Origin of the sequence: Streptococcus suis, from assembly GCF_029616525.1 — a bacterium.
Lineage (GTDB): Bacteria > Bacillota > Bacilli > Lactobacillales > Streptococcaceae > Streptococcus > Streptococcus suis_AF.
In genome coordinates this window covers 62015-82956 of the sequence record NZ_JANFME010000002.1, presented here as the reverse complement: position 1 = coordinate 82956, position 20942 = coordinate 62015, and the positions used below count along the sequence as shown (strand labels likewise).

The following is a 20942-nucleotide window of genomic DNA, read 5'->3' as shown; positions in this document are numbered from 1 at the left end:
GTATATTGAGGTTGTTTTTTCAAAATACAGTCAGTATTTCCCGCAAAAACTACCTTGATGAGTGAAAAAGCCAAGGCGCTTTTCGTGTGAATATAGGTTCTTAGACACGTTATTTTCTAGCATATCTAAATTTTATATTGCGATGATAGCCCCCATCTTTTTCGGACGTCACACTTTCCTTGCTAGAAAAAAAGTGACAATTATAAAAACTGTGTTACAATGGAAAACAAGAATTTGAAGTTTGATATTCAAATCTTTTAATTATCAAACTATTTTGAAAGGAGCAAGGGAATGGCCTACCAAACTATTCGCTATGAGGTAATCGATTCCGTAGCGATTCTAACTTTAAACAGACCGGAAGTGGCAAATGGTTTTAATATTCCTATGTGTGAAGAAATCTTAGAAGCAATCCGCCTTGCAGAAGGGGATGCCTCCGTCAAAATTTTACAAATTCAAGCACAGGGTTCCATTTTCTCTGTGGGTGGAGATTTAGTTGAGATGAAGCGTGCGGTTGATGATGATGATATTGCTTCTTTGGTAAAAATAGCAGAGCTGGTGAATGATATTTCGTTTGCGATGAAGAAATTGTCTAAAGTAGTCATTATGGTGACAGATGGGGCAGTGGCTGGAGCAGCTGCCAATATGGCAGTGGCAGCTGATTTTGTTATTGCCTCTAGCAAGACAAAATTCATCCAAGCCTTTGTAGGTGTTGGACTTGCGCCGGATGCGGGGGGGCTCTTTCTACTGAGTCGTGCTATTGGGGCTAATCGTGCTAGTCACTTGGCGATGACTGGAGAGGGCTTATCAGCGGATAAGGCTTTAGAATATGGGATTGTTTATAAATTGGCAGAGCCAGAAAAACTAGAAAAGACAGTTGCCCAGGTCATAAAAAAACTCTTGCGAGGCTCAGTAAATTCTTATGCAGCAATCAAACAACTGACATGGGAAAGTCAATTTAAAGACTGGGAGTCTTATCGCCGATTGGAGCTGGATTTGCAAGAAACATTGGCCTATAAAGAGGATTTTAAAGAGGGAGTTCGAGCGCATGCAGAACGACGTAGACCAGTGTTTACGGGAGATTAATTTTTAAATTAGTAAAAAAATGTTTGACAATCAAAGTTTTATGGTTTATACTTTGACTATCAAAGTAAAGGAGGCCTGTTTTGGAAGATCCAAAAGTAAATGAATATCTAACGGCCATTTTTAACAATGTGTTGGTGATTGAAGAAACAAGTCTGCGTGGTAGCCGATTCAATGATATTTCGATTAAGGAAATGCACACGATTGATGTGATAGGCAGTATTGATGGAGCTACTCCGAGTGATGTTGCTCGGACTTTGATGGTAACCTTAGGTACTGTTACAACTAGCTTGAACAATTTGGAAAGAAAAGGATACGTGGAACGTATTCGTTCGACCAAAGATCGGCGAGTTGTTCATCTCTACCTGACCAAAAAAGGTCGACTGGTCTATCGTTTGCATCAACGATTTCACAATGAAATGGTTAAGCAGATTACAGATGGTATGGATGATGCAGAGTATCAGGTAATGAAGAAAGGACTCATGAAACTCTATCACTTCTTGGAGGATTTGAAATGAGAAACCATGCTAAAATCAGTCAGGTGGCCCACTATCTTCCGAAGAAGATTGTGACCAATGATGATTTGGCTCAACGAATGGAGACCAGTGATGAGTGGATTCGTAGCCGTACAGGTATCGGTCAACGGCACATTGTTACTGGAGAGACGACGAGTGATTTGGCTAGTCAAGTGGCTAGAAAATTACTGGAAAAGTCTCAGCTAGATGCTAGTGAAATTGACTTCATCATCGTAGCAACGATTACTCCAGATGCATCAATGCCATCTACGGCAGCTATGGTCCAAGCAGCAATTGGTGCGAAAAAGGCTTTTGCCTATGATCTCGTTGCAGCTTGTTCAGGATTTGTTTTTGCGCTATCAACAGCGGAAAAATTGCTTGCTTCAGGAGTCTATAAGAGAGGACTTGTCATTGGAGCAGAGACCTTATCTAGATCTGTCGACTGGTCGGATCGATCAACGGCTGTTTTATTTGGAGATGGTGCTGGAGGAGTTTTGCTGGAAGCGTGTGAGCAACCGAGCTTTTTAGCAGAAATCTTACGAACGGATGGCGGTCGAGGTGCTAGTCTGACAGCAGGGATAGATCAGAAAGAGACGCCATTCTCGACACAAAGCCGTCAGCAACCCTTTATCCAAATGGAGGGCAGAGCTATATTTGAATTTGCTACGAGGGATGTTACGGCAACCATGGCAGAGCTGCTAGAACAAGCTGATATGACTGTGGATTGCGTTGATTATTTCTTGCTCCATCAAGCCAATATACGGATCCTAGATAAGATGGCGCGTAAATTGGGAGTGGCGCGTGAAAAATTTCCAGCAAATATGGATAAATATGGCAATACCAGCGCAGCAAGTCTTCCCATTCTCTTATCAGAATGTGTAGAGAGCGGAATGTTGCGATTGGATGGAAGCCAGATTGTTCTCATGGCTGGTTTCGGTGGAGGGCTCACATGGGGAACTCTACTCTTACAACTTTAGTTAATTCCTTGCCCTAGGCAAGATTAAAATATTTTATTTTCCAAAAGGAGACACATATCATGGCAGTATTTGAAAAAGTACAGGAAATCATCGTTGAAGAATTGGGTAAGGATGCTGAAGAAGTAACCCTTACAACAACATTTGAAGATTTGGACGCAGATTCATTGGATCTTTTCCAAGTTATCTCTGAAATTGAAGATGCCTTCGATATTCAAATCGATACTGAAGAAGGTTTGACAACTGTAGGCGATTTGGTTGCTTATGTTGAAGAAAAAACAAAATAATGATTGTTAAGGAAAGTGCTATTTAGCATTTTTCTTAAACCAAATACTTTGATAATCAAAACATTGAAATATCAAACTATTTTTTGAGTGAGGGGGAAACCCTTCACTTGTTTACCTAATGATTTGATATTCAAATGATTAGGTAAGCAAGAAAAAAAGATGAGGGAATTATGAAGACGAAAATAACAGAATTGCTCGATATTAAGTATCCAATTTTTCAAGGTGGTATGGCTTGGGTAGCTGATGGAGATTTGGCTGGTGCCGTATCTAATGCAGGTGGTCTAGGAATCATCGGTGGAGGAAATGCTCCCAAAGAGGTGGTCAAGGCAAATATTGACAAGGTTAAATCTATCACGGACAAGCCTTTCGGTGTCAATATCATGCTTTTGTCTCCTTTTGCGGATGACATTGTTGACTTGGTCATCGAAGAAGGTGTGAAAGTTGTCACTACAGGAGCAGGAAATCCAGGGAAGTATATGGAACGTCTCCATGCTGCAGGGATTACAGTTATTCCTGTTGTACCAAGTGTAGCCCTTGCGAAACGCATGGAAAAATTAGGGGTAGATGCTGTTATTGCTGAAGGTATGGAAGCCGGAGGCCATATTGGTAAATTGACCACCATGACCTTGGTTCGTCAGGTTGTTGAAGCCGTATCTATTCCTGTTATTGCTGCTGGAGGTATTGCAGATGGTGCAGGTGCAGCGGCAGCATTCATGTTGGGTGCAGAAGCGGTGCAAGTTGGAACTCGTTTTGTAGTAGCTACAGAGTCCAATGCCCATCAGGCTTATAAGGAAAAAGTTTTAAAAGCTAAGGATATTGATACAACTGTATCTGCTTCTATTGTTGGACATCCTGTGAGAGCTATCAAGAATAAGTTGTCATCTGCTTATGCAGCTGCAGAGAAAGATTTCTTGGCAGGTAAAATTTCGGCAGATGCTATTGAAGAACTTGGTGCAGGAGCACTCCGCAATGCAGTTGTTGATGGTGATGTAACAAATGGCTCCGTGATGGCTGGTCAAATTGCTGGTCTGGTTTCTAAAGAAGAATCTTGTGAAGATATTTTGAAAGACATCTACTATGGAGCAGCCAAAGCGATTAGAGAAGAGGCAAGCCGTTGGGCTTCGGTTGGAGAATAGGATGACAAAGACAGCTTTTCTTTTTGCAGGTCAAGGGGCTCAGACAGTGGGGATGGCTCGCGACCTTTACGAATATTCCCCGATAGTTAGAGAAACGTTTGACCAGGCTAGTCAGATTCTAGGGTATGACATTCGCGACCTGATTGACAATCAAGAGGATAAATTACATCAGACTCGCTATACCCAGCCTGCTATTTTGACCACTTCTGTGGCTATTTTTCGATTGCTGGAAGAAGAGGGAGTACAACCTGATATGGTAGCTGGTCTATCCTTGGGAGAATATTCAGCTCTGGTGGCATCGGGAGCTTTGGCCTTTGAAGATGCGATTGCCCTGATTGCTAAGCGTGGTGAATATATGGAAACGGCTGCGCCAGCAGGGACTGGTAAGATGGTTGCGGTTCTCAACACAGATGTCAACTTGATTGAAGAAATCTGTTCGACTGTTACCTCTGGGATTGTTTCCCCAGCCAACTACAACACACCAGCCCAAATCGTCATCGGAGGCGAGGTGGCTGCAGTGGATGAGGCGGTTGAATTGCTGAAGGAAGCTGGTGTCAAACGCATGATTCCCCTCAATGTGTCGGGGCCTTTCCATACGGCTCTCTTGCGTCCAGCGTCGGAGCAATTGGCTCAGGCCTTGGAGCAGGTGGAATTTGCGGACTTCCAAGTAGAGTTGGTCGGTAATACGGAAGCCAAGGTCATGAAAAAAGAGGACATCAAGTCCCTCTTGACCCGTCAAGTGATGGAACCAGTTCGTTTCTATGAGTCAATCGCAATCATGCAGGAAGCTGGTGTGACTAACTTTATTGAAATCGGTCCAGGTAAAGTCTTATCAGGATTTGTCAAGAAAATCGATAAGACGGCGCATGTTATAGCAATTGAAGATATAGAGGGGCTACAAATAGTATTGAATAAATCATGAGGAGGAATCATGGAATTAACAAATAAAAATGTTTTTGTAACAGGTTCAAGTCGAGGAATCGGCTTGGCCATTGCCCATAAGTTTGCCAGCTTAGGAGCAAATGTTGTTCTTAACGGTCGTGGTCAGCTAGGTCAGGACTTGCTGGATAGCTTTGCAGATTACGGTGTGAAAGTCCTAGCTATTTCAGGAGATATTTCGAGCGCGCAAGATGCCAAACGAATGGTGGCAGAAGCTATCGGAACTCTCGGTAGCGTCGATATTTTGGTCAACAATGCAGGGATTACCAAAGACGGTATGGCTCTTCGTATGACAGAAGAGGATTTTGATACGGTTCTGAAGGTAAATCTTACTGGGACTTTTAATATGACGCAGGCTGTTTTGAAACCAATGACAAAGGCTCGTGAGGGTGCTATTATCAATCTATCAAGTGTATCTGGCTTGATTGGAAATGCTGGACAGGCCAACTATTCTGCTTCTAAGGCAGGTGTGATTGGATTTACCAAAGCCATTGCCCGTGAGGTTGCTGGGCGAAATGTTCGTGTCAATGCGATTGCGCCGGGCTTTATCCAGTCTGATATGACAGATGTTTTATCTGACAAGATTAAAGAAGCTATGACTGCACAAATTCCGATGAAACGCTTTGGCGCGACAGAAGAAGTGGCTGATGTTGCAGTGTTTCTTGCCAAGCAAGAATATCTAACAGGACAGGTGATTGCGGTTGACGGCGGCTTGACCATGCAGTAAGAGAGGTTTGAAAATGACAAAACTAAATCGTGTAGTGGTGACAGGCTACGGTCTGACATCGCCAATTGGAAATACACCAGAAGAATTCTGGGATAGCTTGGTCAATGGCAAGATTGGGATCGGAAAGATTACCAAGTTTGATACCAGTGAATATTCGGTCCATAATGCTGCGGAATTAAAAGATTTTCCTTTTGACAAATATTTCGTTAAAAAGGATACAAATCGCTACGATAATTACTCGCTCTATGCACTCTATGCAGCTAAAGAAGCGATTGCTAATGCACAGCTGGATACAGAGACAGTGGATAGTGACCGTTTTGGCGTTATCTTATCAACAGGTATCGGTGGTATTTTGGAAATTGAAGAGCAAGTGGCTCGGATGAACGAAAAAGGTCCAAAACGCATTCGTCCCATGGCTCTTCCAAAGGCCTTGCCAAACATGGCTGCTGGAAATATTGCTATGCAGGTCGGTGCAAATGGTGTCTGTAAGTGTGTCATCACAGCCTGTGCTTCGTCAAATGATGCCTTAGGAGAAGCCTTCCGTGAAATCAAGTTTGGTTTCCAAGATGTCATGTTGGCAGGTGGAGTAGAAGCAGCCATTACTCCGTTTGCAATCGGTGGTTTCCAAGCTTTGACAGCTATGTCGACTACTGAGGATCCAGAACGTGCGTCTATTCCATTTGACAAGGACCGCAATGGTTTTGTCATGGGAGAGGGTTCCGCGGTTTTAGTATTGGAAAGTTTGGAACACGCAGAGGCGCGTGGGGCGACGATTTTGGCTGAAATCGTTGGTTATGGAAATACCTGCGATGCTTACCACATGACTTCTCCACATCCAGAAGGTCTGGGTGCTATTAAGGCCATGAAGTTGGCCATTTCAGAAGCAGGTTTAGAGCCAGCTGATATTGACTATATCAATGCCCATGGTACTTCGACACCGGCTAATGAAAAAGGGGAAAGCCAAGCTATCGTATCCGTCTTCGGCAAGAACACGCCAGTTTCTTCCACCAAGTCCTTCACAGGGCACTTGTTGGGGGCAGCGGGTGCAGTTGAGGCGGCAGCAGTCATTGAGGCTATGCGTCACTCTTACGCACCAAAGACAGCTGGTACGACAGAATTATCTGAAGATATTGAAGCGGATGTCATTTATGGACAGGGGCGTGACATGGAAATCCGCCATGCCATTTCAAATACATTTGGCTTTGGAGGTCACAACTCGGTAATTGCCTTCAAGCGTTGGGAGGCTTAAGTGAATATTACAGAAATAAAGGACTTGATGAGTCAGTTTGACCAGTCAAGTTTGCGAGAATTTTCATATAGCAATGCTGGGGAAACCTTGCATTTCAGTAAAAACCAGCAGGCGACAGCGGCTCCGAGTCCAACAGTAGAAGCTCCGCTTGTTCCAGTAGCTCCTGCAAGCCCAGCCCCTGTACCAGCAGTCGAAACCAGTGAGCCAGCTCCAGTAGAAGCAGGTGCAAGCTCTGTGGCAGAAGGTACGGTAGTGGAAAGTCCCTTGGTCGGCGTGGCTTATTTGTCGCCAGCCCCTGACAAGCCAGCCTTTGTAGCAGTTGGCGATACGGTCAAAAAAGGGCAGACTCTCATGATTATCGAAGCCATGAAGGTCATGAACGAAGTGCCTGCTGACCGTGACGGTGTGGTCACAGAGATTTTGGTGGCTAACCAGGACGTTGTAGAATTTGGACAAGGATTGGTACGCATCAAATGATTGATATTTTGAAAATTAAAGAGGCTCTTCCTCATCGCTATCCAATGCTCTTGGTCGATCGTGTCCTTGAAGTATCGGAAGATGAGATTGTCGCCCTCAAAAATGTGACCATTAACGAGCCTTTTTTCAACGGGCATTTCCCAGACTATCCTGTCATGCCAGGTGTTCTCATCATGGAGGCTTTGGCACAAACCGCAGGTGTCTTGGAATTGTCCAAGGAAGAAAACAAGGGCAAGCTGGTCTTTTATGCCGGCATGGATAAGGTTAAATTTAAGAAGCAAGTTGTACCTGGTGACCAGTTAATCATGACAGCTAAATTTGTCAAACGCCGTGGAACCATTGCGGTCGTTGAGGCAAAGGCAGAGGTGGACGGAAAACTGGCTGCATCGGGGACGTTGACTTTTGCTATTGGAAAATAATACTCTTCGAAAATCAAACTCAGCCGTTGTTGACTTGATTTGATGAGTGTCAAGCTCCAGTGGTGCTTGACAGCCTGCTACCATAAGATAAGAAAGTAGCAGGAGTATATCTGCTCTTGGAGAAACGAACTTCGTTCGCTCTATCTCCAACCTCCAAAGGTTTCCCAAACCTTTGGAGCTAGCCTGATTTTGATTTTCATTGAGTATGAATCGGTCCGTTATTTTGCAAACTAGTTAAGGGCTGAGCTTGTGATAAATAATTATTCTATGTTAAAAAGGAGATAGGATTCATCATGTTTGAGAAGATTTTGATTGCCAATCGTGGTGAGATTGCGGTGCGGATTATTCGTGCGGCCAGAGAGTTGGGGATTGCGACGGTGGCTGTCTATTCAGAGGCGGACAGGGAAGCTCTCCACACCATGTTGGCAGATGAGGCTGTCTGTATCGGACCAGCTCGTTCGACAGACTCCTATCTCAATATGCAGGCTGTTATCTCGGCGGCTGTTGTGACAGGTGCCCAGGCCATTCACCCAGGTTTTGGATTTTTGAGTGAAAACTCTAAGTTCGCCACCCTCTGTGAAGAGGTTGGTATCAAGTTCATCGGACCTTCTGGGACGGTCATGGATACCATGGGCGATAAAATCAATGCCCGAGCAGAGATGATTAAGGCTCAGGTGCCTGTTATTCCTGGGTCAGACGGTGAAGTTTTGACCAGCCAAGAAGCTCTTGCAATCGCTGAGAAGATTGGTTACCCCGTCATGCTCAAGGCATCGGCAGGAGGTGGCGGTAAGGGGATTCGTAAGGTGGAAAAAGCTGAAGACCTAGTGCCTGCCTTTGAATCAGCTTCCAGTGAAGCCAAGGTAGCCTTTGGCAACGGAGCCATGTATATGGAGCGTGTCGTCTATCCAGCCCGCCACATCGAAGTACAGATTTTGGCGGACCAGTACGGTCATGTCATCCATCTGGGAGAACGGGATTGTTCCCTTCAACGCAACAACCAGAAGGTCTTGGAAGAAGCTCCGTCGATTGCTATCGGCCAGACCATGCGGGAACGTATCGGTCAAGCAGCAGTGCGGGCTGCCCAGTCAGTTGGTTATGAAAATGCGGGGACCATTGAGTTCCTTTTGGACGAAGCCAAGGGCGAATTTTACTTCATGGAAATGAACACACGGGTGCAGGTAGAACATCCTGTAACTGAGTTTGTAACTGGTGTGGATATTGTCAAGGAGCAAATCAAGATTGCGGCTGGTCAGGAACTCAGTGTCCGCCAAGAAGATGTGCGGATTACAGGTCATGCCATTGAATGCCGCATCAATGCTGAAAATCCAGCCTTCAATTTTGCTCCAAGTCCAGGTAAGATTTCCAACCTCTATCTGCCAAGCGGAGGAGTCGGTCTGCGTGTAGATTCAGCTGTCTACCCAGGCTACACCATTCCGCCTTACTATGACTCTATGATTGCCAAGGTTATCGTGCACGGGGAAAATCGCTTTGAAGCCCTGATGAAGATGCAACGGGCCCTCTATGAATTGGAAATTGACGGAGTGGTGACCAATACAGACTTCCAGCTGGACTTGATTTCCGACAAGCGAGTGGTGGCTGGTGATTATGACACTGCCTACCTCATGGAAGAATTTTTACCTCGCTATCAAGCAGAATTATAGTCTTTTAGTTTACTTTTAGTACTAGGCAACGAGCCACAGGCATAACTGGAGTTAGGCAAGGCGAGTTAACGAAGTAATAAAAGAAAAACTAAATGACGATAAAAAAGTAAACTAGGAGAATGCAATGGCTTTGTTTCGCAAAAAGGACAAATATATCCGCATCAATCCCAATCGTTCGCGGATAGAGTCAGCACCTCAAGCAAAGCCAGAGGTGCCAGATGAACTCTTTTCCAAATGTCCTGCTTGTAAGGAAATCCTCTACAAGAAGGATTTGGGACCAGAGAAAACCTGTCAACACTGTTCCTATAATTTTCGGATTACGGCCCAGGAACGCCTGGATCTGACAGTCGATGACGGTTCGTTTGAGGAATTGTTCACAGGGATTGAAACCAAAAATCCCTTGGACTTTCCAAATTATCTCGAAAAATTGGCAGCCGCCCGTCAAAAAACAGGCTTGGATGAAGCTGTTTTGACAGGCAAGGCGATCATCGGCGGACAACCAGTTGCCCTTGGAATCATGGATTCTCACTTTATCATGGCCTCTATGGGAACGGTAGTTGGTGAGAAAATTACCCGCCTTTTTGAGTTGGCGATTGAAGAGCGTTTGCCAGTTGTCCTCTTTACCGCATCTGGTGGTGCTCGCATGCAGGAAGGCATTATGAGCCTGATGCAAATGGCCAAGATTTCAGCAACAGTGAAACGCCACTCAAATGCTGGCCTCTTTTACCTGACGGTCTTGACAGACCCCACAACAGGAGGTGTGACGGCTAGTTTTGCCATGGAAGGCGACATTATCTTGGCTGAACCGCAGACCTTGGTTGGATTTGCAGGCCGACGGGTTATTGAATCAACCGTTCGGGAAAATCTGCCTGACGATTTCCAGAAGGCTGAATTTTTACAGGAACACGGCTTTGTCGATGCCATTGTCAAACGCCAGGACTTGCCAGCGACCATCAGTCGCTTGTTGAGAATGCATGGAGGTGTCAGATGACCAGTGATGTAGCACGTATGATTCGTTTGGCACGTGACCAAGCTCGCCTGACCACCTTGGACTATGCCACACAACTCTTTGATGACTTTATCGAATTGCACGGTGATCGCAATTTCCGTGATGACGGAGCGGTTGTCGGTGGAATTGGCTTTTTAGCAGGTCAACCTGTGACAGTTATCGGTATCCAAAAAGGGAAGAACCTCCAGGACAACCTCAAACGGAATTTCGGTCAGCCCCACCCAGAAGGCTACCGCAAGGCCCATCGCCTCATGAAGCAGGCGGAAAAGTTTGGTCGCCCCGTTGTCACCTTTATCAATACTGCTGGAGCCTATCCAGGTGTTGGTGCCGAGGAGCGTGGACAGGGCGAGGCCATTGCCCGCAACCTCATGGAAATGAGCGACCTCAAGGTGCCCATTATCGCCATTATCATCGGCGAGGGAGGATCTGGTGGAGCTCTGGCTCTAGCAGTCGCAGATCAGGTCTGGATGCTGGAAAACTCCATGTATGCTGTCCTCAGCCCTGAAGGCTTCGCCTCTATCCTCTGGAAAGACGGCAGTCGGGCCATGGAAGCAGCAGAACTCATGAAGATCACTTCCTATGAGTTAGAGAAGCTCCAAGTGGTCGATCGGGTGGTTTTGGAAAATGGCAGAGCGACCAAGCAAGTCTTGGCTGACATCAAGGAAAACTTGGTCAGTCAGTTGGCTCAACTACAAGCTTTACCACTTGAACAGCTACTCGAAAACCGCTATCAACGCTTTAGAAAATACTAGGAAGACCTAGTATTTTTTTGCTAGATTTGATACAATAGATAAAATAGTTTCCAGGAGGTTTTCCATGTTAGTAAAAGCAGATTTATCAAACGCAGAAGAATTGCTGCCCGTTCAGCACCGAGCCTTTGCTGCCCTTTATGAAACCTATCAGGACCAGTACAACCCTGCCATTGAAACTATGGACTATTTTCAATCACGATTTACACGACCAAATTGCAACTATTATAAGATTGTGGAAGAGGGTCATACAGTCGGATTGGTACGAACAACAATCGCTGAAGATGCAGACCAGGGCTGGCTAGGCTTGATTGGCATTGATCCAGACCACAGAGGAAAAGGTTATGGTCATAAGGCTATGCTCGAATTGGAAAGCCTTTATCCGATAGTCAAGCAGTGGGTACTCTGTACAGTCTTGCAGGAGCCTAGATTGGTCGCTTTCTATGAAAAACTCGGCTATAAGGCTATCAAAACCGAGCCTGAGCAGGAGGGTATGGGTATGGTCTATATGGAGAAGTGGATAGGAGGTTCAGATGCTTGAACAGTGTCATAGATACTTGGATTATCAAGGAGTTCATTATTGCAAGCCTGAAAAGGCAGGGGCTTCGGCAGGCGACATGACAGCCTTAAGAAACTTAGCACAGGCAGCACGCAAGGAGTTTCAGACATTAAGTTTAGCCTTAGCTGAGCAAGTCAGTCCCTTTGTGCCAGAAAGAGTTAGTCAATGGATGAACCAAGCCCAGATTTGCAGACCGCATTTTTGGACCTATTACCGCCTGCCCTCTGCTAGTCCGTCGGCCCCAGCTTTCGCTATTCGTCTGTATGGTAAGGGAGCTGAAGCGGGGATTTCAGTAGAAGTCAGCTTCATTGAGCGAAAGAAGGTAGAGGCCTCTCTTTTTCAGCAAAACCGTGTGCTGAACTGTCCGATTCATGCACCACTTTATTACTGGGTGCAAGAGAGACAGGTATTTTATCGCCTAGATGGAACTGAGGAGAATAGGCAGAGCCTATTACAAGCCGTCGAAGCAGGACGCGTTCGAAAAGTACTGGTCAAGTATGATGTACCATTTAGAATGACTGCCTCTGATGAGGAACTGCGAAAACGCTTGGCTAACAGCTTTTCTCTACTAGAACCTTATCTGAATATGACAAAACCCACCGAATAATCAGTGGGTTAATGGCAGACAAGCATCGTCATGATGTTTGTTTTTTTCTTAGATCAGTTACGGTTTAATCACATCAACCCCACCCATATACGGACGGAGAACTTCTGGAATGGTGACAGAGCCGTCTTCGTTTTGGTAGTTTTCAAGGATTGCCGCAACCGTACGGCCAACTGCTAGGCCAGAGCCGTTGAGGGTGTGGAGCAATTTAACCTTGCCGTCAGCAGCATCGCGGTAGCGGATTTGGGCACGACGAGCTTGGAAATCTTCTGTGTTGGAACAGCTTGAGATTTCACGGTAGGCATTTTGGGCTGGAATCCAGACTTCCAAGTCGTAGGTCTTAGCTGCTGAGAAGCCCATGTCGCCTGTACAAAGGGCCAAAACACGGTAAGGCAAGCCTAATTTTTGAAGGATATTTTCTGCATTTGCGGTCATTTTTTCCAATTCATCATAAGACTGTTCTGGTGTAGCAAATTTGACCATTTCAACCTTGTGGAATTGGTGAAGGCGGATAAGACCACGGGTGTCACGACCAGCAGAACCTGCTTCAGAACGGAAAGATGGGCTCATGGCTGTGAAGTAGATTGGCAGGTCTTTTTCTTCCAAAATCTCGTTGCGGTAGTAGTTGGTCAATGGCACTTCCGCAGTTGGAATGAGGACGAAGTTTGTATCTGCCAACTCAAAAGTATCTTCCTTGAACTTAGGATATTGACCAGTACCGAACATAGAGTCATGGTTGACCATGTAAGGCGTGATGATTTCCTGGTAGCCTTCTGCGATGTGCTCGTCCAACATGAAGTTGTAGAGGGCACGCTCCAAGCGGGCACCCAAGTTCTTGTAGAAGAGGAAGCGGGCTCCGGTTACTTTTGCACCACGTTCCCAGTCCAAAATATCCAGGTCTTCGCCCAAGTCCCAGTGAGCTTTTGGCTCAAAGGTAAACTCACGTGGTGTACCCCAACGGCGAACCTCCACGTTTTCTTCTTCATCTGCACCAACAGGGACAGAATTATGCGGCGTATTTGGAAGAACTGCAAGGATGGCATTTAGTTTTTCATCAATTTCCAAGAGTTCAGCATCTAAGTTTTTTACATCGGCAGACAGTTTTTGCATGGAAGTAATCTTGTCGTCAGCATTTTCCTTGTTGCGTTTTGCTTGGGCAATCTCTGCTGAAACTGTGTTACGTTCAGCTTTTAATTCTTCTACAGTAACCAAGATTTCACGGCGCTTTGCATCCAATTCCTTGATGTCTGCCAGTATTTCAGCAGCCACACCACGAGTAGCTAATTTGGCAGCCACTCCGTCAAAATCTGTACGAATACGTTTGATATCTAGCATAGATGTCTCCTTTAGAAAAAAATACAGAATGAAAGATGCTGGAGCGATAGTTACCGCGGTTCCATCCAGCTTCACATTCTGTGCACTTGATTGTATTTTTGATAATTTCATAACGGTAGAATTTCACAACTTTTTCCTATCTGCTCACAGCGACCGCAGACTTTCTGAAAGGAGCTAGAAGCTACTTATCCGTTTCTACTATTATACTTGATTTTTTATTTTTTGGCAAATAGATTTGAAATCATGTAAGTCAAATGATTTGATAAATGTCTGAAACTCCGCATAGGTCCAAAATGGAGTTTATCGTCAAAAAGTAGTACCTAGACAAACTGAGAGTTATCTATGTTTTTATGGTTTTGAAAAAAATAGTAAATACACTCCAAATACGAACTTGATTGCTGCATCAATATATGCAACTAACACCAATGAAATATCAGTAAAAATATAAGCTACAGCAATATTTATAGTACAAATAATCCCCAAATATATCATTGATTTTCCATGCACAAAATAATATGGAAAAAAATGCAAAGCTGTTGCCATTAATGCACCCAGCCAAATTAATCGCCAATTCTCAGTTGCAAAAAAAGGTCCACCTAAGAAAACCATTAACACGAATAATAAAATAATCGCATACAGAGAAACTTTATCTTGAAATTTACTCGACGAACCGTTGGATAGTTTATTCAACACTTTTTTATTCATATTTATTGAGAAAAAACTGATAACATATCCAATGCAAAATACTTGCATATTGATGATTTGTTTTCCTCCTATTAAAGTTGCCAATGAAATAATCACCGCTACTACAATTAACCATAAACCACAGGCTCTCTTATAATTAAATTCCAACTTTTCATCTTTATTATAATTTAAAGAAAACATAAATACCTCCTTAAGATTTCTAATTTCTCTTTGTTTAAAAATAAATCCCACTATAGTTTCTCAGTGTCTACAGGAATAGCCCAATATGAGCCAAACTTTGTGTCACCAGGTATACGTCCATCCGCGCAAAGAACCTGTATTCTTCTAACTATAATACCCATTTTTCTGATGTTTGCTTTATTGATAAATATTCCATCATAATCTCTCCGTAAAAAACTTTACAGCTGCACTCATTAACAATAGTGTATTCCAAACCACGAATAAAATCAAATTTTAAATATAGTTCTGCCAATTGTTTGCATAAGAGTCGGTAATTTCACAACTTTTTCGTTGCCGATATGCTCACGGGCAATTCTAAGAATCTTACCAGAATCTTTAGATGCAAACAAGAATCGACTTTTCTCTGTATAAATTTCAAAATGACGGCTAATCGCTTTTCCAGAAACGTTAGCGCCAATGCTAGTCATTTCTGACCAGGGAATCTGGATATAGCGTTCAACGTTGCTATCTGGGTAGAATTCAAGTGCCTTGTCACCAATTAGAAATTTACCAACCTTGCCGCCAAATCCCATGTAGGAAACCCCTGTAGTTTGTAGTTCAACGCTTGTATTTTGTGATTGTGCCATAGTGTTCCTTTCCTAGATGTTCATTATAACATAAAACCCCGCAAGAGCGGGGTCCTTGATTACATAATTCCGAAGAAACGAGCAAGAATACCTACAATGAAGAGACCGATAATCATTGTGATTGGTGTTACTTTCTTCTTAAGCAAGTGCATGCAGAGGAAAGTAAGGAGAAGTCCCATCAAACCAGGAATCAAGCTGTCCAACTGACCTTGTAATGTTTGAGCTTGAGTTGGTTCAAGGCTAAGTCCGCTAAGAGCTTGACCAAGAATACCTTTCAACTCAGCACCAGTAACAGTACCTTCTGGGAAGACGATGTAAGCACCTTCTGACAATTGTTTAGCAGGAAGATTTACAGCGAAAGTAATAGATACCCAACGTTGAACAAGAACGGCAAGGATGAACATACCAAGAATTGAAGCACCTTTAGTGATGTCTTGAAGGATACCACCAGACATGTCTTTAGTGATTTCGCTACCAGCCTTGTAACCAAATTCTTGTGTATACCATAGGAAGGCCATACGAATGATGTTCCAGCCAAGGAAGAAGATGATTGGTCCCATGATATTTCCAGATAGTGCAAGTGAAGCACCAAGAGCACCAAGGATTGGACGAACAGTAAACCAGAAGACTGGGTCACCGATACCAGCAAGAGGTCCCATCATACCGATTTTCACACCTTGGATAGCTGTGTCATCGATTTCAGCACCATTAGCACGCTCTTCTTCAAGGGCAAGAGTTACACCAAGGATTGGTGAAGCAACGTATGGGTGTGTGTTGAAGAATTCCAAGTGGCGCTCAAGAGCAGCAGCTTGATCTTCTTTTTTAGTGTAAAGTTTTTTGATAGCTGGGATCATTGCGTATGCCCAACCTAAGTTTTGCATACGCTCATAGTTCCATGAACCTTGAAGGAAGGTTGAACGCCACCAAACTTTTTTACGATCGCTTACGGAAAGTTGAATTTTTTCTGACATGATGAATCTCCCTTCTTTTAGTAGTCTTCAAGGATGTCGCCGATTGGGTCATTTGAACCAGCGTTACCACCGTTACCTGATCCGCCTTGTTTTGACAAGTTGAGGTAGATAAGCGCGATTGCAACACCGATAACACCAAGTGCGATAAGTGTCAATTGGCTGATAGCAGCGAAGGCAAAACCAAGTGCGAAGAATGGCCATACTTCACGAGTTGCCATCATGTTGATAACCATAGCGTAACCTACGGCAACAACCATACCACCACCAACGGCCATACCACCTGACAACCAAGCTGGCATAGATTCAAGAACTGCTTGAACAGCTTCTGCAGGAATTGCAAGAAGAAGAGCTGCAGGAACTGCGATGCGCAAACCTTGAAGGAGAAGAGCAAACAAGTGGTAACGTTCTACAGCAGCGAAGTTTGCCTCTTTAGCAGCATTGTCAGCACCGTGTACAAGACCGACTGAGATAGTACGAACGATCATTGTAAGGAAAAGACCAGCTACGGCAAGAGGAATAGCAGTTGTTGTTGCAACGGCAATACCTTCAGTTGAGAAGTCGCCACCTTTGATCATGATGATTGCAGCAGCTACAGAAGCAAGAGCAGCGTCAGGAGCAACAGCTGCACCGATGTTTGCCCAACCAAGTGCAATCATTTGTAGAGAACCACCAAGCATAACACCTGCAGCCAAGTTACCAGTCACAAGACCGATAAGGGTACAAGCTACCAATGGTTGATGGAATTGGAATTCGTCAAGGATACCTTCAAGACCAGCGAAGAAGGCAACGATGACAACGAGAATTGCAGAAATAAGTGTAATATCTGACATGTTGTAATCCTTTCTATACTAACAGATCGATTTATTGAACGTTTGCCTTGTTGATAAGTTCAAACAAGTCTTTCTTCGAATCGTTTGGTACTTTACGCACATCAAATTCAACGCCAAGGTCACGCAATTTTTCAAAGGTTGCAACGTCATCTTTGTCCATTGACAATACGTTGTTAACCATTGTTTTACCAGTTGAGTGAGCCATAGAACCAACGTTCAATTCTTTGATTTCAACACCACCTTCAATTGCTTCAAGAGCTTCTTGAGGAGTTTCGAAAAGAATCAAGGCGTGTGTGTTACCGAATCGAGGGTCTTTAGAAACCTCAATCAATTTCTTGATTGGGACAACGTTCGCTTTTACGTTACCAGGTGCAGCTTGTTTGATGAGTTGTTTGCGCAATTCATCTTTGGCAACTGTATCTGATGCAACGATGATACGATCTGCTTTGGAAGCAGGAGTCCAACCAGTCGCCACTTGACCGTGCAAGAGACGAGTGTCGATACGGGCTAAGTTGATTTTCAACTTGCCATCACCGATAACAGTACCTGGAGGGATAGCACCTTGTAGTGCAACAGGAGCAGCATCGGCAACAGGAGCAGCTTCAGCTGGTTGAAGTTCTTCTGGAAGAACTTTGATACCATCTTTGGCTTCCTTGATAATGTTTGCCGCAACTTCTTCCACGCCAGCAGCAGCGTTAATCATACGCTCTGTGTAAGCTTGGATAAGCATTGGCAAGTTTAGACCGGTGATGATAGCAAACTTACGATCTGGATTTTCACCAGCTACACGGCTTGCTTGGTTGAATGGTGAACCACTCCAAAGGTCAGCCAAAACCAAAACTTCATCATCGGTATCGAATGCGTCCACGGCAGCATTTAGCTTAGCGTATAAATCATCTGGACCTTCACTTGGCATAAAAGTAACAACTTGTACTTTTTCTTGTTCGCCAAAGATCATTGAACCTGACTGATGAATACCAGCAGCAAATTCGCCATGACTTGCAATAATGATTCCAATACTCATTATTGATCCTCCTAAATTTTTCTTGTTCATGTAAAAACCATTGAATGGGCTTTCATGTTCGAACTGTAACATTATAAAACGTTTTCAGTGCATTTGTCAAGAGGAATTATGTTAAAAGTGCAAAATATTTCCGAAACTTTTCATAATCATGTTTCAGAAAAGTGATAAAAATATGCAACAAATATGACAAAAACCTGATAGTTTATCAGGTTTTTTGATGTCTATAAAAATAGGTTTTCTAGTTCACGTGCGACACCATCTTCAAAATTAGCAAATGCTGTCAATCTGTCGGCATGTGGACGAAGTGTATCGCTACAATTTTTCATGGCATAGGCTGTTCCTGCTAGGTCTAGCATCTCAACATCGTTGTGCTCATCTCCGAAGGCAATTAAGTCGCTAGGAGTGGCTTGGTAGAGGTTAAGAACATAGCTCAGAGCGGTTGCCTTATTGACACCTTTTGCACAAGTTTCGAGGATATTTAATGGTCCGCCCCACGTATTGATTTCTAACTCATCTTTGAAATAGGCATTCATTTCTTTTGCAAGTTCATACTTATCAGTTGCACGAGTCTGCATAAGGATGGAATGAGGATCACTATTGATTAATTCAGGTTTGATGAGTGTATCTGGAGTAATCTGTTCAACCCCCATTAGAGCAGGATCAATCTTATCTAAGTTCTTTTGAGTGATGTAGAATTTATTCTTGTATTCACCAGCAATAAAATCTGCCTCGAATGTTTCTTCTTCTTTTAGAAATTCGAGTAGGTATTTTTTGTCGATTAAAATATTTTGTTCCCATTGCCATTTCTTTCCAGGGATGTGAACTAAAGAACCGTTGAAATTAATCATGGGAGTATCCAGTTCTAGTTGTTGGTAAAATTTTTCAGCCATTCGATAGGGGCGACCTGTGGCGATAAGAACGGTGTGTCCTGCTTGGCGGACCTTCTTTATAGTTGAGATGGTATAATCAGATAATTGGCTATCATTATTGAGCAATGTGCCGTCCAAATCGATAGCTATGATTTTTTTCTTCATATTTAATAGCATTCCTTTCTAGAGTTGTTATACTAGTTTTAATAGTGAATAATGTTTAGCTAGTAGCTAGATTGCTGAGAAATTATTTTATGTGTTAAAGAATAGTACTTGTAGGTAGCCATATCTTGAACTAATAACTTCCAGTATAACAAAAGGAGATAATAAAAGCAAAGAAGCAAGTAATTTTGTATGGATTTTTTTACAAGTTTGTAATATTCGGGATTTACGAATGTTTAAAGTTGAAAATCAATAAAATAACGTTTTCAAGATTTAAAAACTTGAAATTAGAATATTTTTTGGTTATAATGTTTTTATCGTTCGTAAATTAAAAGGAGAAATGAAAAATATGGATCAATTTTTTAAATTGAAAGAACATGGAACGACTGTTTCTACAGAAATCATGGCAGGACTTACGACTTTCTTTGCTATGTCCTATATCTTGTTTGTTAACCCTAGTGTGTTAAGTGTTGCTGGAATGCCAACACAGGCTGTTTTCTTGGCTACAATAATTGCCAGTGCTGTATCAACGCTTGTTATGGGATTATTTGCTAACGTACCTTACGCCTTGGCACCAGGTATGGGGTTGAATGCCTTCTTTACCTATACAGTGGTTATTGGTCTTGGTTTTACTTGGCAGGAAGCCTTGGCAATGGTTTTCCTTTGCGGTTTGTTTAACGTTTTTATCACGGTTACAAAGGTTCGTAAGAGTATTATCAAGGCAATTCCAGTTAGTTTGCAACATGCCATCGGTGGTGGTATCGGTGTATTCGTTGCCTATCTTGGTTTTAAAAACTCTAATTTAATCACCTTCTTGACATCTGGTTCAGATATTATTACTGTTAACGGAGTTGCTCCTGCAGATGCTACAGCAGATACTTTCGCAAATGGGGTCTTCTCAGTTTTTGCTGGTGGTGGTGTCGTACCTAGTATTTCAACCTTTACTGATCCAAGTGTTCTCTTGACTGTTTTCGGTCTTCTCTTGACAGCGGTCTTGGTCATTAAAAATGTGCGTGGTGCGATTTTGATTGGTATCCTTGCGACAACCTTGGCAGGTATTCCAGCAGGTGTTGTAGACCTTTCTACAATTGACTTGGCTAATAACAATATTGGAACTGCCTTTGCAGAATTGGGTACAACTTTCCTAGCAGCCTTCGGTGGTTTGTCTTCTCTCTTTGCTGATTCAAGCCGTCTTCCACTTGTTTTGATGACTATCTTTGCCTTCAGCTTGTCAGATACCTTTGACACACTTGGTACCTTTATCGGTACAGGTCGTAAGACTGGTATTTTCTCAGAAGATGATGAGAAAGCTCTTGAAAATGGTACTGGATTTAACTCTAAGATGGACAAGGCGCTTTTTGCAGATGCTATCGGTACCTCAATTGGTGCTCTGTTTGGTACGTCAAATACAACGACATATGTTGAATCGGCTGCAGGTATCTCAGCGGGTGGTCGTACTGGTCTGACAGCTGTTACAACTGCCGTTCTCTTCTTACTATCAATTTTGATTTTACCATTCATTGGAATTGTGCCAAATGCTGCAACAGCTCCAGCCTTGATTATCGTCGGTGTCATGATGGTTTCATCATTCCTTGATGTTGACTGGAGTCAATTTGAAGATGCTTTGCCAGCTTTCTTTGCAGCCTTCTTCATGGCCCTCTGCTTCTCTATCTCTTACGGTATTGCAGCAGCCTTTATCTTCTATTGCTTGGTGAAAGTTTCGACTGGTAAGGCTAAAGAAATTCATCCAATCCTTTGGGGTGCCACAGCTCTATTTATTCTGAATTTCATCATTCTAGCCATCTTGTAATCTGTTTATTATCCTTGAACTGATCTTCATTTGAAGGTCAGTTTT

23 protein-coding genes are annotated in these 20942 nt (G+C 43.4%); 16 read left to right on the top strand and 7 right to left on the bottom strand.

All coding sequences use genetic code 11. The features are described from left to right. The first annotated feature begins 291 nt into the window (after positions 1 to 291). The 15 genes from NOL38_RS01300 to NOL38_RS01230 all read left to right on the top strand — a co-directional run bounded on the left by NOL38_RS01300 (position 292) and on the right by NOL38_RS01230 (position 12388). Positions 292 to 1083: an enoyl-CoA hydratase gene (locus NOL38_RS01300; protein WP_009910717.1), complete on the top strand. Its 792-nt coding sequence runs from the start codon at positions 292 to 294 to the stop codon at positions 1081 to 1083. Positions 1084 to 1163: 80 nt separating this feature from the next. After that, positions 1164 to 1598, top strand: a complete 435-nt coding sequence (gene fabT / locus NOL38_RS01295) for a fatty acid biosynthesis transcriptional regulator FabT (RefSeq protein WP_012775319.1) — start codon at positions 1164 to 1166, stop codon at positions 1596 to 1598. Further along, a complete protein-coding gene (locus NOL38_RS01290; RefSeq protein ID WP_105136344.1) occupies positions 1595 to 2572 on the top strand; it encodes a beta-ketoacyl-ACP synthase III in 978 nt (325 codons plus the stop codon). The genes fabT and NOL38_RS01290 overlap by 4 nt, the downstream gene beginning before the upstream one ends. A 59-nt stretch (positions 2573 to 2631) precedes the next feature. Next, positions 2632 to 2856: an acyl carrier protein gene (locus NOL38_RS01285; protein WP_002938891.1), complete on the top strand. Its 225-nt coding sequence runs from the start codon at positions 2632 to 2634 to the stop codon at positions 2854 to 2856. Positions 2857 to 3026: 170 nt separating this feature from the next. Next, complete coding sequence (fabK, locus tag NOL38_RS01280; RefSeq protein WP_105212449.1) at positions 3027 to 3992, top strand: enoyl-[acyl-carrier-protein] reductase FabK; 966 nt, start codon at positions 3027 to 3029, stop codon at positions 3990 to 3992. A 1-nt stretch (position 3993) separates the two neighbouring features. Then, complete coding sequence (fabD, locus tag NOL38_RS01275; RefSeq protein ID WP_277941147.1) at positions 3994 to 4914, top strand: ACP S-malonyltransferase; 921 nt, start codon at positions 3994 to 3996, stop codon at positions 4912 to 4914. Positions 4915 to 4923: 9 nt separating this feature from the next. Beyond that, positions 4924 to 5658, top strand: coding sequence for a 3-oxoacyl-[acyl-carrier-protein] reductase (fabG, locus tag NOL38_RS01270; protein WP_105120110.1), 735 nt, complete (start codon positions 4924 to 4926; stop codon positions 5656 to 5658). A 13-nt stretch (positions 5659 to 5671) separates the two neighbouring features. Beyond that, positions 5672 to 6907 (top strand): beta-ketoacyl-ACP synthase II, encoded by a 1236-nt coding sequence (fabF, locus tag NOL38_RS01265; protein ID WP_105120109.1) that lies wholly within the window; start codon positions 5672 to 5674, stop codon positions 6905 to 6907. After that, positions 6908 to 7384: an acetyl-CoA carboxylase biotin carboxyl carrier protein gene (accB, locus tag NOL38_RS01260; protein ID WP_277941146.1), complete on the top strand. Its 477-nt coding sequence runs from the start codon at positions 6908 to 6910 to the stop codon at positions 7382 to 7384. Further along, complete coding sequence (gene fabZ / locus NOL38_RS01255; RefSeq protein WP_024411006.1) at positions 7381 to 7803, top strand: 3-hydroxyacyl-ACP dehydratase FabZ; 423 nt, start codon at positions 7381 to 7383, stop codon at positions 7801 to 7803. Before accB ends, fabZ begins: the two co-directional genes overlap by 4 nt. 293 nt (positions 7804 to 8096) lie before the next feature. Next, positions 8097 to 9464 (top strand): acetyl-CoA carboxylase biotin carboxylase subunit, encoded by a 1368-nt coding sequence (locus NOL38_RS01250; protein WP_277941145.1) that lies wholly within the window; start codon positions 8097 to 8099, stop codon positions 9462 to 9464. A gap of 124 nt (positions 9465 to 9588) precedes the next feature. After that, positions 9589 to 10455 carry an acetyl-CoA carboxylase, carboxyltransferase subunit beta gene (accD, locus tag NOL38_RS01245; protein WP_277941144.1) on the top strand — a complete coding sequence of 289 codons (867 nt, stop codon included), beginning with the start codon at positions 9589 to 9591 and terminating at the stop codon, positions 10453 to 10455. Then, a complete protein-coding gene (locus NOL38_RS01240; RefSeq protein WP_277941143.1) occupies positions 10452 to 11225 on the top strand; it encodes an acetyl-CoA carboxylase carboxyl transferase subunit alpha in 774 nt (257 codons plus the stop codon). Before accD ends, NOL38_RS01240 begins: the two co-directional genes overlap by 4 nt. Before the next feature lie 64 nt (positions 11226 to 11289). Next, positions 11290 to 11763 carry a GNAT family N-acetyltransferase gene (locus NOL38_RS01235; RefSeq protein WP_277941142.1) on the top strand — a complete coding sequence of 158 codons (474 nt, stop codon included), beginning with the start codon at positions 11290 to 11292 and terminating at the stop codon, positions 11761 to 11763. Next, a complete protein-coding gene (locus NOL38_RS01230) occupies positions 11756 to 12388 on the top strand; it encodes a hypothetical protein (RefSeq protein ID WP_277941141.1) in 633 nt (210 codons plus the stop codon). The genes NOL38_RS01235 and NOL38_RS01230 overlap by 8 nt, the downstream gene beginning before the upstream one ends. Positions 12389 to 12445: 57 nt before the next feature. Here the strand turns inward: NOL38_RS01230 and serS are convergent, their stop codons facing one another. The 7 genes from serS to NOL38_RS01195 form a co-directional block, all read right to left on the bottom strand. After that, entirely contained in the window at positions 12446 to 13720 is a 1275-nt protein-coding gene (gene serS, locus NOL38_RS01225; protein WP_277941140.1) for a serine--tRNA ligase, read from the bottom strand. Positions 13721 to 14068: 348 nt separating this feature from the next. Continuing rightward, positions 14069 to 14605: a DUF6609 family protein gene (locus NOL38_RS01220; RefSeq protein WP_029694287.1), complete on the bottom strand. Its 537-nt coding sequence runs from the start codon at positions 14603 to 14605 to the stop codon at positions 14069 to 14071. Between the two features lie 266 nt (positions 14606 to 14871). After that, a complete protein-coding gene (locus NOL38_RS01215; protein ID WP_277941139.1) occupies positions 14872 to 15231 on the bottom strand; it encodes a DUF956 family protein in 360 nt (119 codons plus the stop codon). Positions 15232 to 15290: 59 nt separating this feature from the next. Continuing rightward, positions 15291 to 16202, bottom strand: a complete 912-nt coding sequence (locus NOL38_RS01210) for a PTS system mannose/fructose/sorbose family transporter subunit IID (RefSeq protein ID WP_277941138.1) — start codon at positions 16200 to 16202, stop codon at positions 15291 to 15293. 17 nt (positions 16203 to 16219) lie between these two features. Further along, positions 16220 to 17032 carry a PTS mannose/fructose/sorbose transporter subunit IIC gene (locus tag NOL38_RS01205; protein WP_277941137.1) on the bottom strand — a complete coding sequence of 271 codons (813 nt, stop codon included), beginning with the start codon at positions 17030 to 17032 and terminating at the stop codon, positions 16220 to 16222. A 31-nt stretch (positions 17033 to 17063) separates the two neighbouring features. Further along, positions 17064 to 18056 carry a mannose/fructose/sorbose PTS transporter subunit IIA gene (locus tag NOL38_RS01200; protein ID WP_105095584.1) on the bottom strand — a complete coding sequence of 331 codons (993 nt, stop codon included), beginning with the start codon at positions 18054 to 18056 and terminating at the stop codon, positions 17064 to 17066. Between the two features lie 221 nt (positions 18057 to 18277). After that, entirely contained in the window at positions 18278 to 19090 is an 813-nt protein-coding gene (locus NOL38_RS01195) for a Cof-type HAD-IIB family hydrolase (protein WP_277941136.1), read from the bottom strand. 346 nt (positions 19091 to 19436) lie between these two features. Between NOL38_RS01195 and NOL38_RS01190 the strand changes: the two genes are divergently transcribed. Further along, complete coding sequence (locus tag NOL38_RS01190; RefSeq protein WP_277941135.1) at positions 19437 to 20897, top strand: NCS2 family permease; 1461 nt, start codon at positions 19437 to 19439, stop codon at positions 20895 to 20897. Positions 20898 to 20942 lie beyond the last annotated feature (45 nt).

Bases quoted from the DNA above. Each gene is read 5' to 3' on its own strand.
- NOL38_RS01300 (WP_009910717.1), top strand. From the start codon at position 292: ATGGCCTACCAAACTATTCGCTATGAGGTAATCGATTCCGTAGCGATT.
- NOL38_RS01290 (WP_105136344.1), top strand. From the start codon at position 1,595: ATGAGAAACCATGCTAAAATCAGTCAGGTGGCCCACTATCTTCCGAAG.
- NOL38_RS01285 (WP_002938891.1), top strand. From the start codon at position 2,632: ATGGCAGTATTTGAAAAAGTACAGGAAATCATCGTTGAAGAATTGGGT.
- fabK (WP_105212449.1), top strand. From the start codon at position 3,027: ATGAAGACGAAAATAACAGAATTGCTCGATATTAAGTATCCAATTTTT.
- fabD (WP_277941147.1), top strand. From the start codon at position 3,994: ATGACAAAGACAGCTTTTCTTTTTGCAGGTCAAGGGGCTCAGACAGTG.
- fabG (WP_105120110.1), top strand. From the start codon at position 4,924: ATGGAATTAACAAATAAAAATGTTTTTGTAACAGGTTCAAGTCGAGGA.
- fabF (WP_105120109.1), top strand. From the start codon at position 5,672: ATGACAAAACTAAATCGTGTAGTGGTGACAGGCTACGGTCTGACATCG.
- fabZ (WP_024411006.1), top strand. From the start codon at position 7,381: ATGATTGATATTTTGAAAATTAAAGAGGCTCTTCCTCATCGCTATCCA.
- NOL38_RS01250 (WP_277941145.1), top strand. From the start codon at position 8,097: ATGTTTGAGAAGATTTTGATTGCCAATCGTGGTGAGATTGCGGTGCGG.
- accD (WP_277941144.1), top strand. From the start codon at position 9,589: ATGGCTTTGTTTCGCAAAAAGGACAAATATATCCGCATCAATCCCAAT.
- NOL38_RS01240 (WP_277941143.1), top strand. From the start codon at position 10,452: ATGACCAGTGATGTAGCACGTATGATTCGTTTGGCACGTGACCAAGCT.
- NOL38_RS01235 (WP_277941142.1), top strand. From the start codon at position 11,290: ATGTTAGTAAAAGCAGATTTATCAAACGCAGAAGAATTGCTGCCCGTT.
- NOL38_RS01230 (WP_277941141.1), top strand. From the start codon at position 11,756: ATGCTTGAACAGTGTCATAGATACTTGGATTATCAAGGAGTTCATTAT.
- serS (WP_277941140.1), bottom strand. From the start codon at position 13,720: ATGCTAGATATCAAACGTATTCGTACAGATTTTGACGGAGTGGCTGCC.
- NOL38_RS01220 (WP_029694287.1), bottom strand. From the start codon at position 14,605: ATGTTTTCTTTAAATTATAATAAAGATGAAAAGTTGGAATTTAATTAT.
- NOL38_RS01215 (WP_277941139.1), bottom strand. From the start codon at position 15,231: ATGGCACAATCACAAAATACAAGCGTTGAACTACAAACTACAGGGGTT.
- NOL38_RS01210 (WP_277941138.1), bottom strand. From the start codon at position 16,202: ATGTCAGAAAAAATTCAACTTTCCGTAAGCGATCGTAAAAAAGTTTGG.
- NOL38_RS01205 (WP_277941137.1), bottom strand. From the start codon at position 17,032: ATGTCAGATATTACACTTATTTCTGCAATTCTCGTTGTCATCGTTGCC.
- NOL38_RS01200 (WP_105095584.1), bottom strand. From the start codon at position 18,056: ATGAGTATTGGAATCATTATTGCAAGTCATGGCGAATTTGCTGCTGGT.
- NOL38_RS01195 (WP_277941136.1), bottom strand. From the start codon at position 19,090: ATGAAGAAAAAAATCATAGCTATCGATTTGGACGGCACATTGCTCAAT.
- NOL38_RS01190 (WP_277941135.1), top strand. From the start codon at position 19,437: ATGGATCAATTTTTTAAATTGAAAGAACATGGAACGACTGTTTCTACA.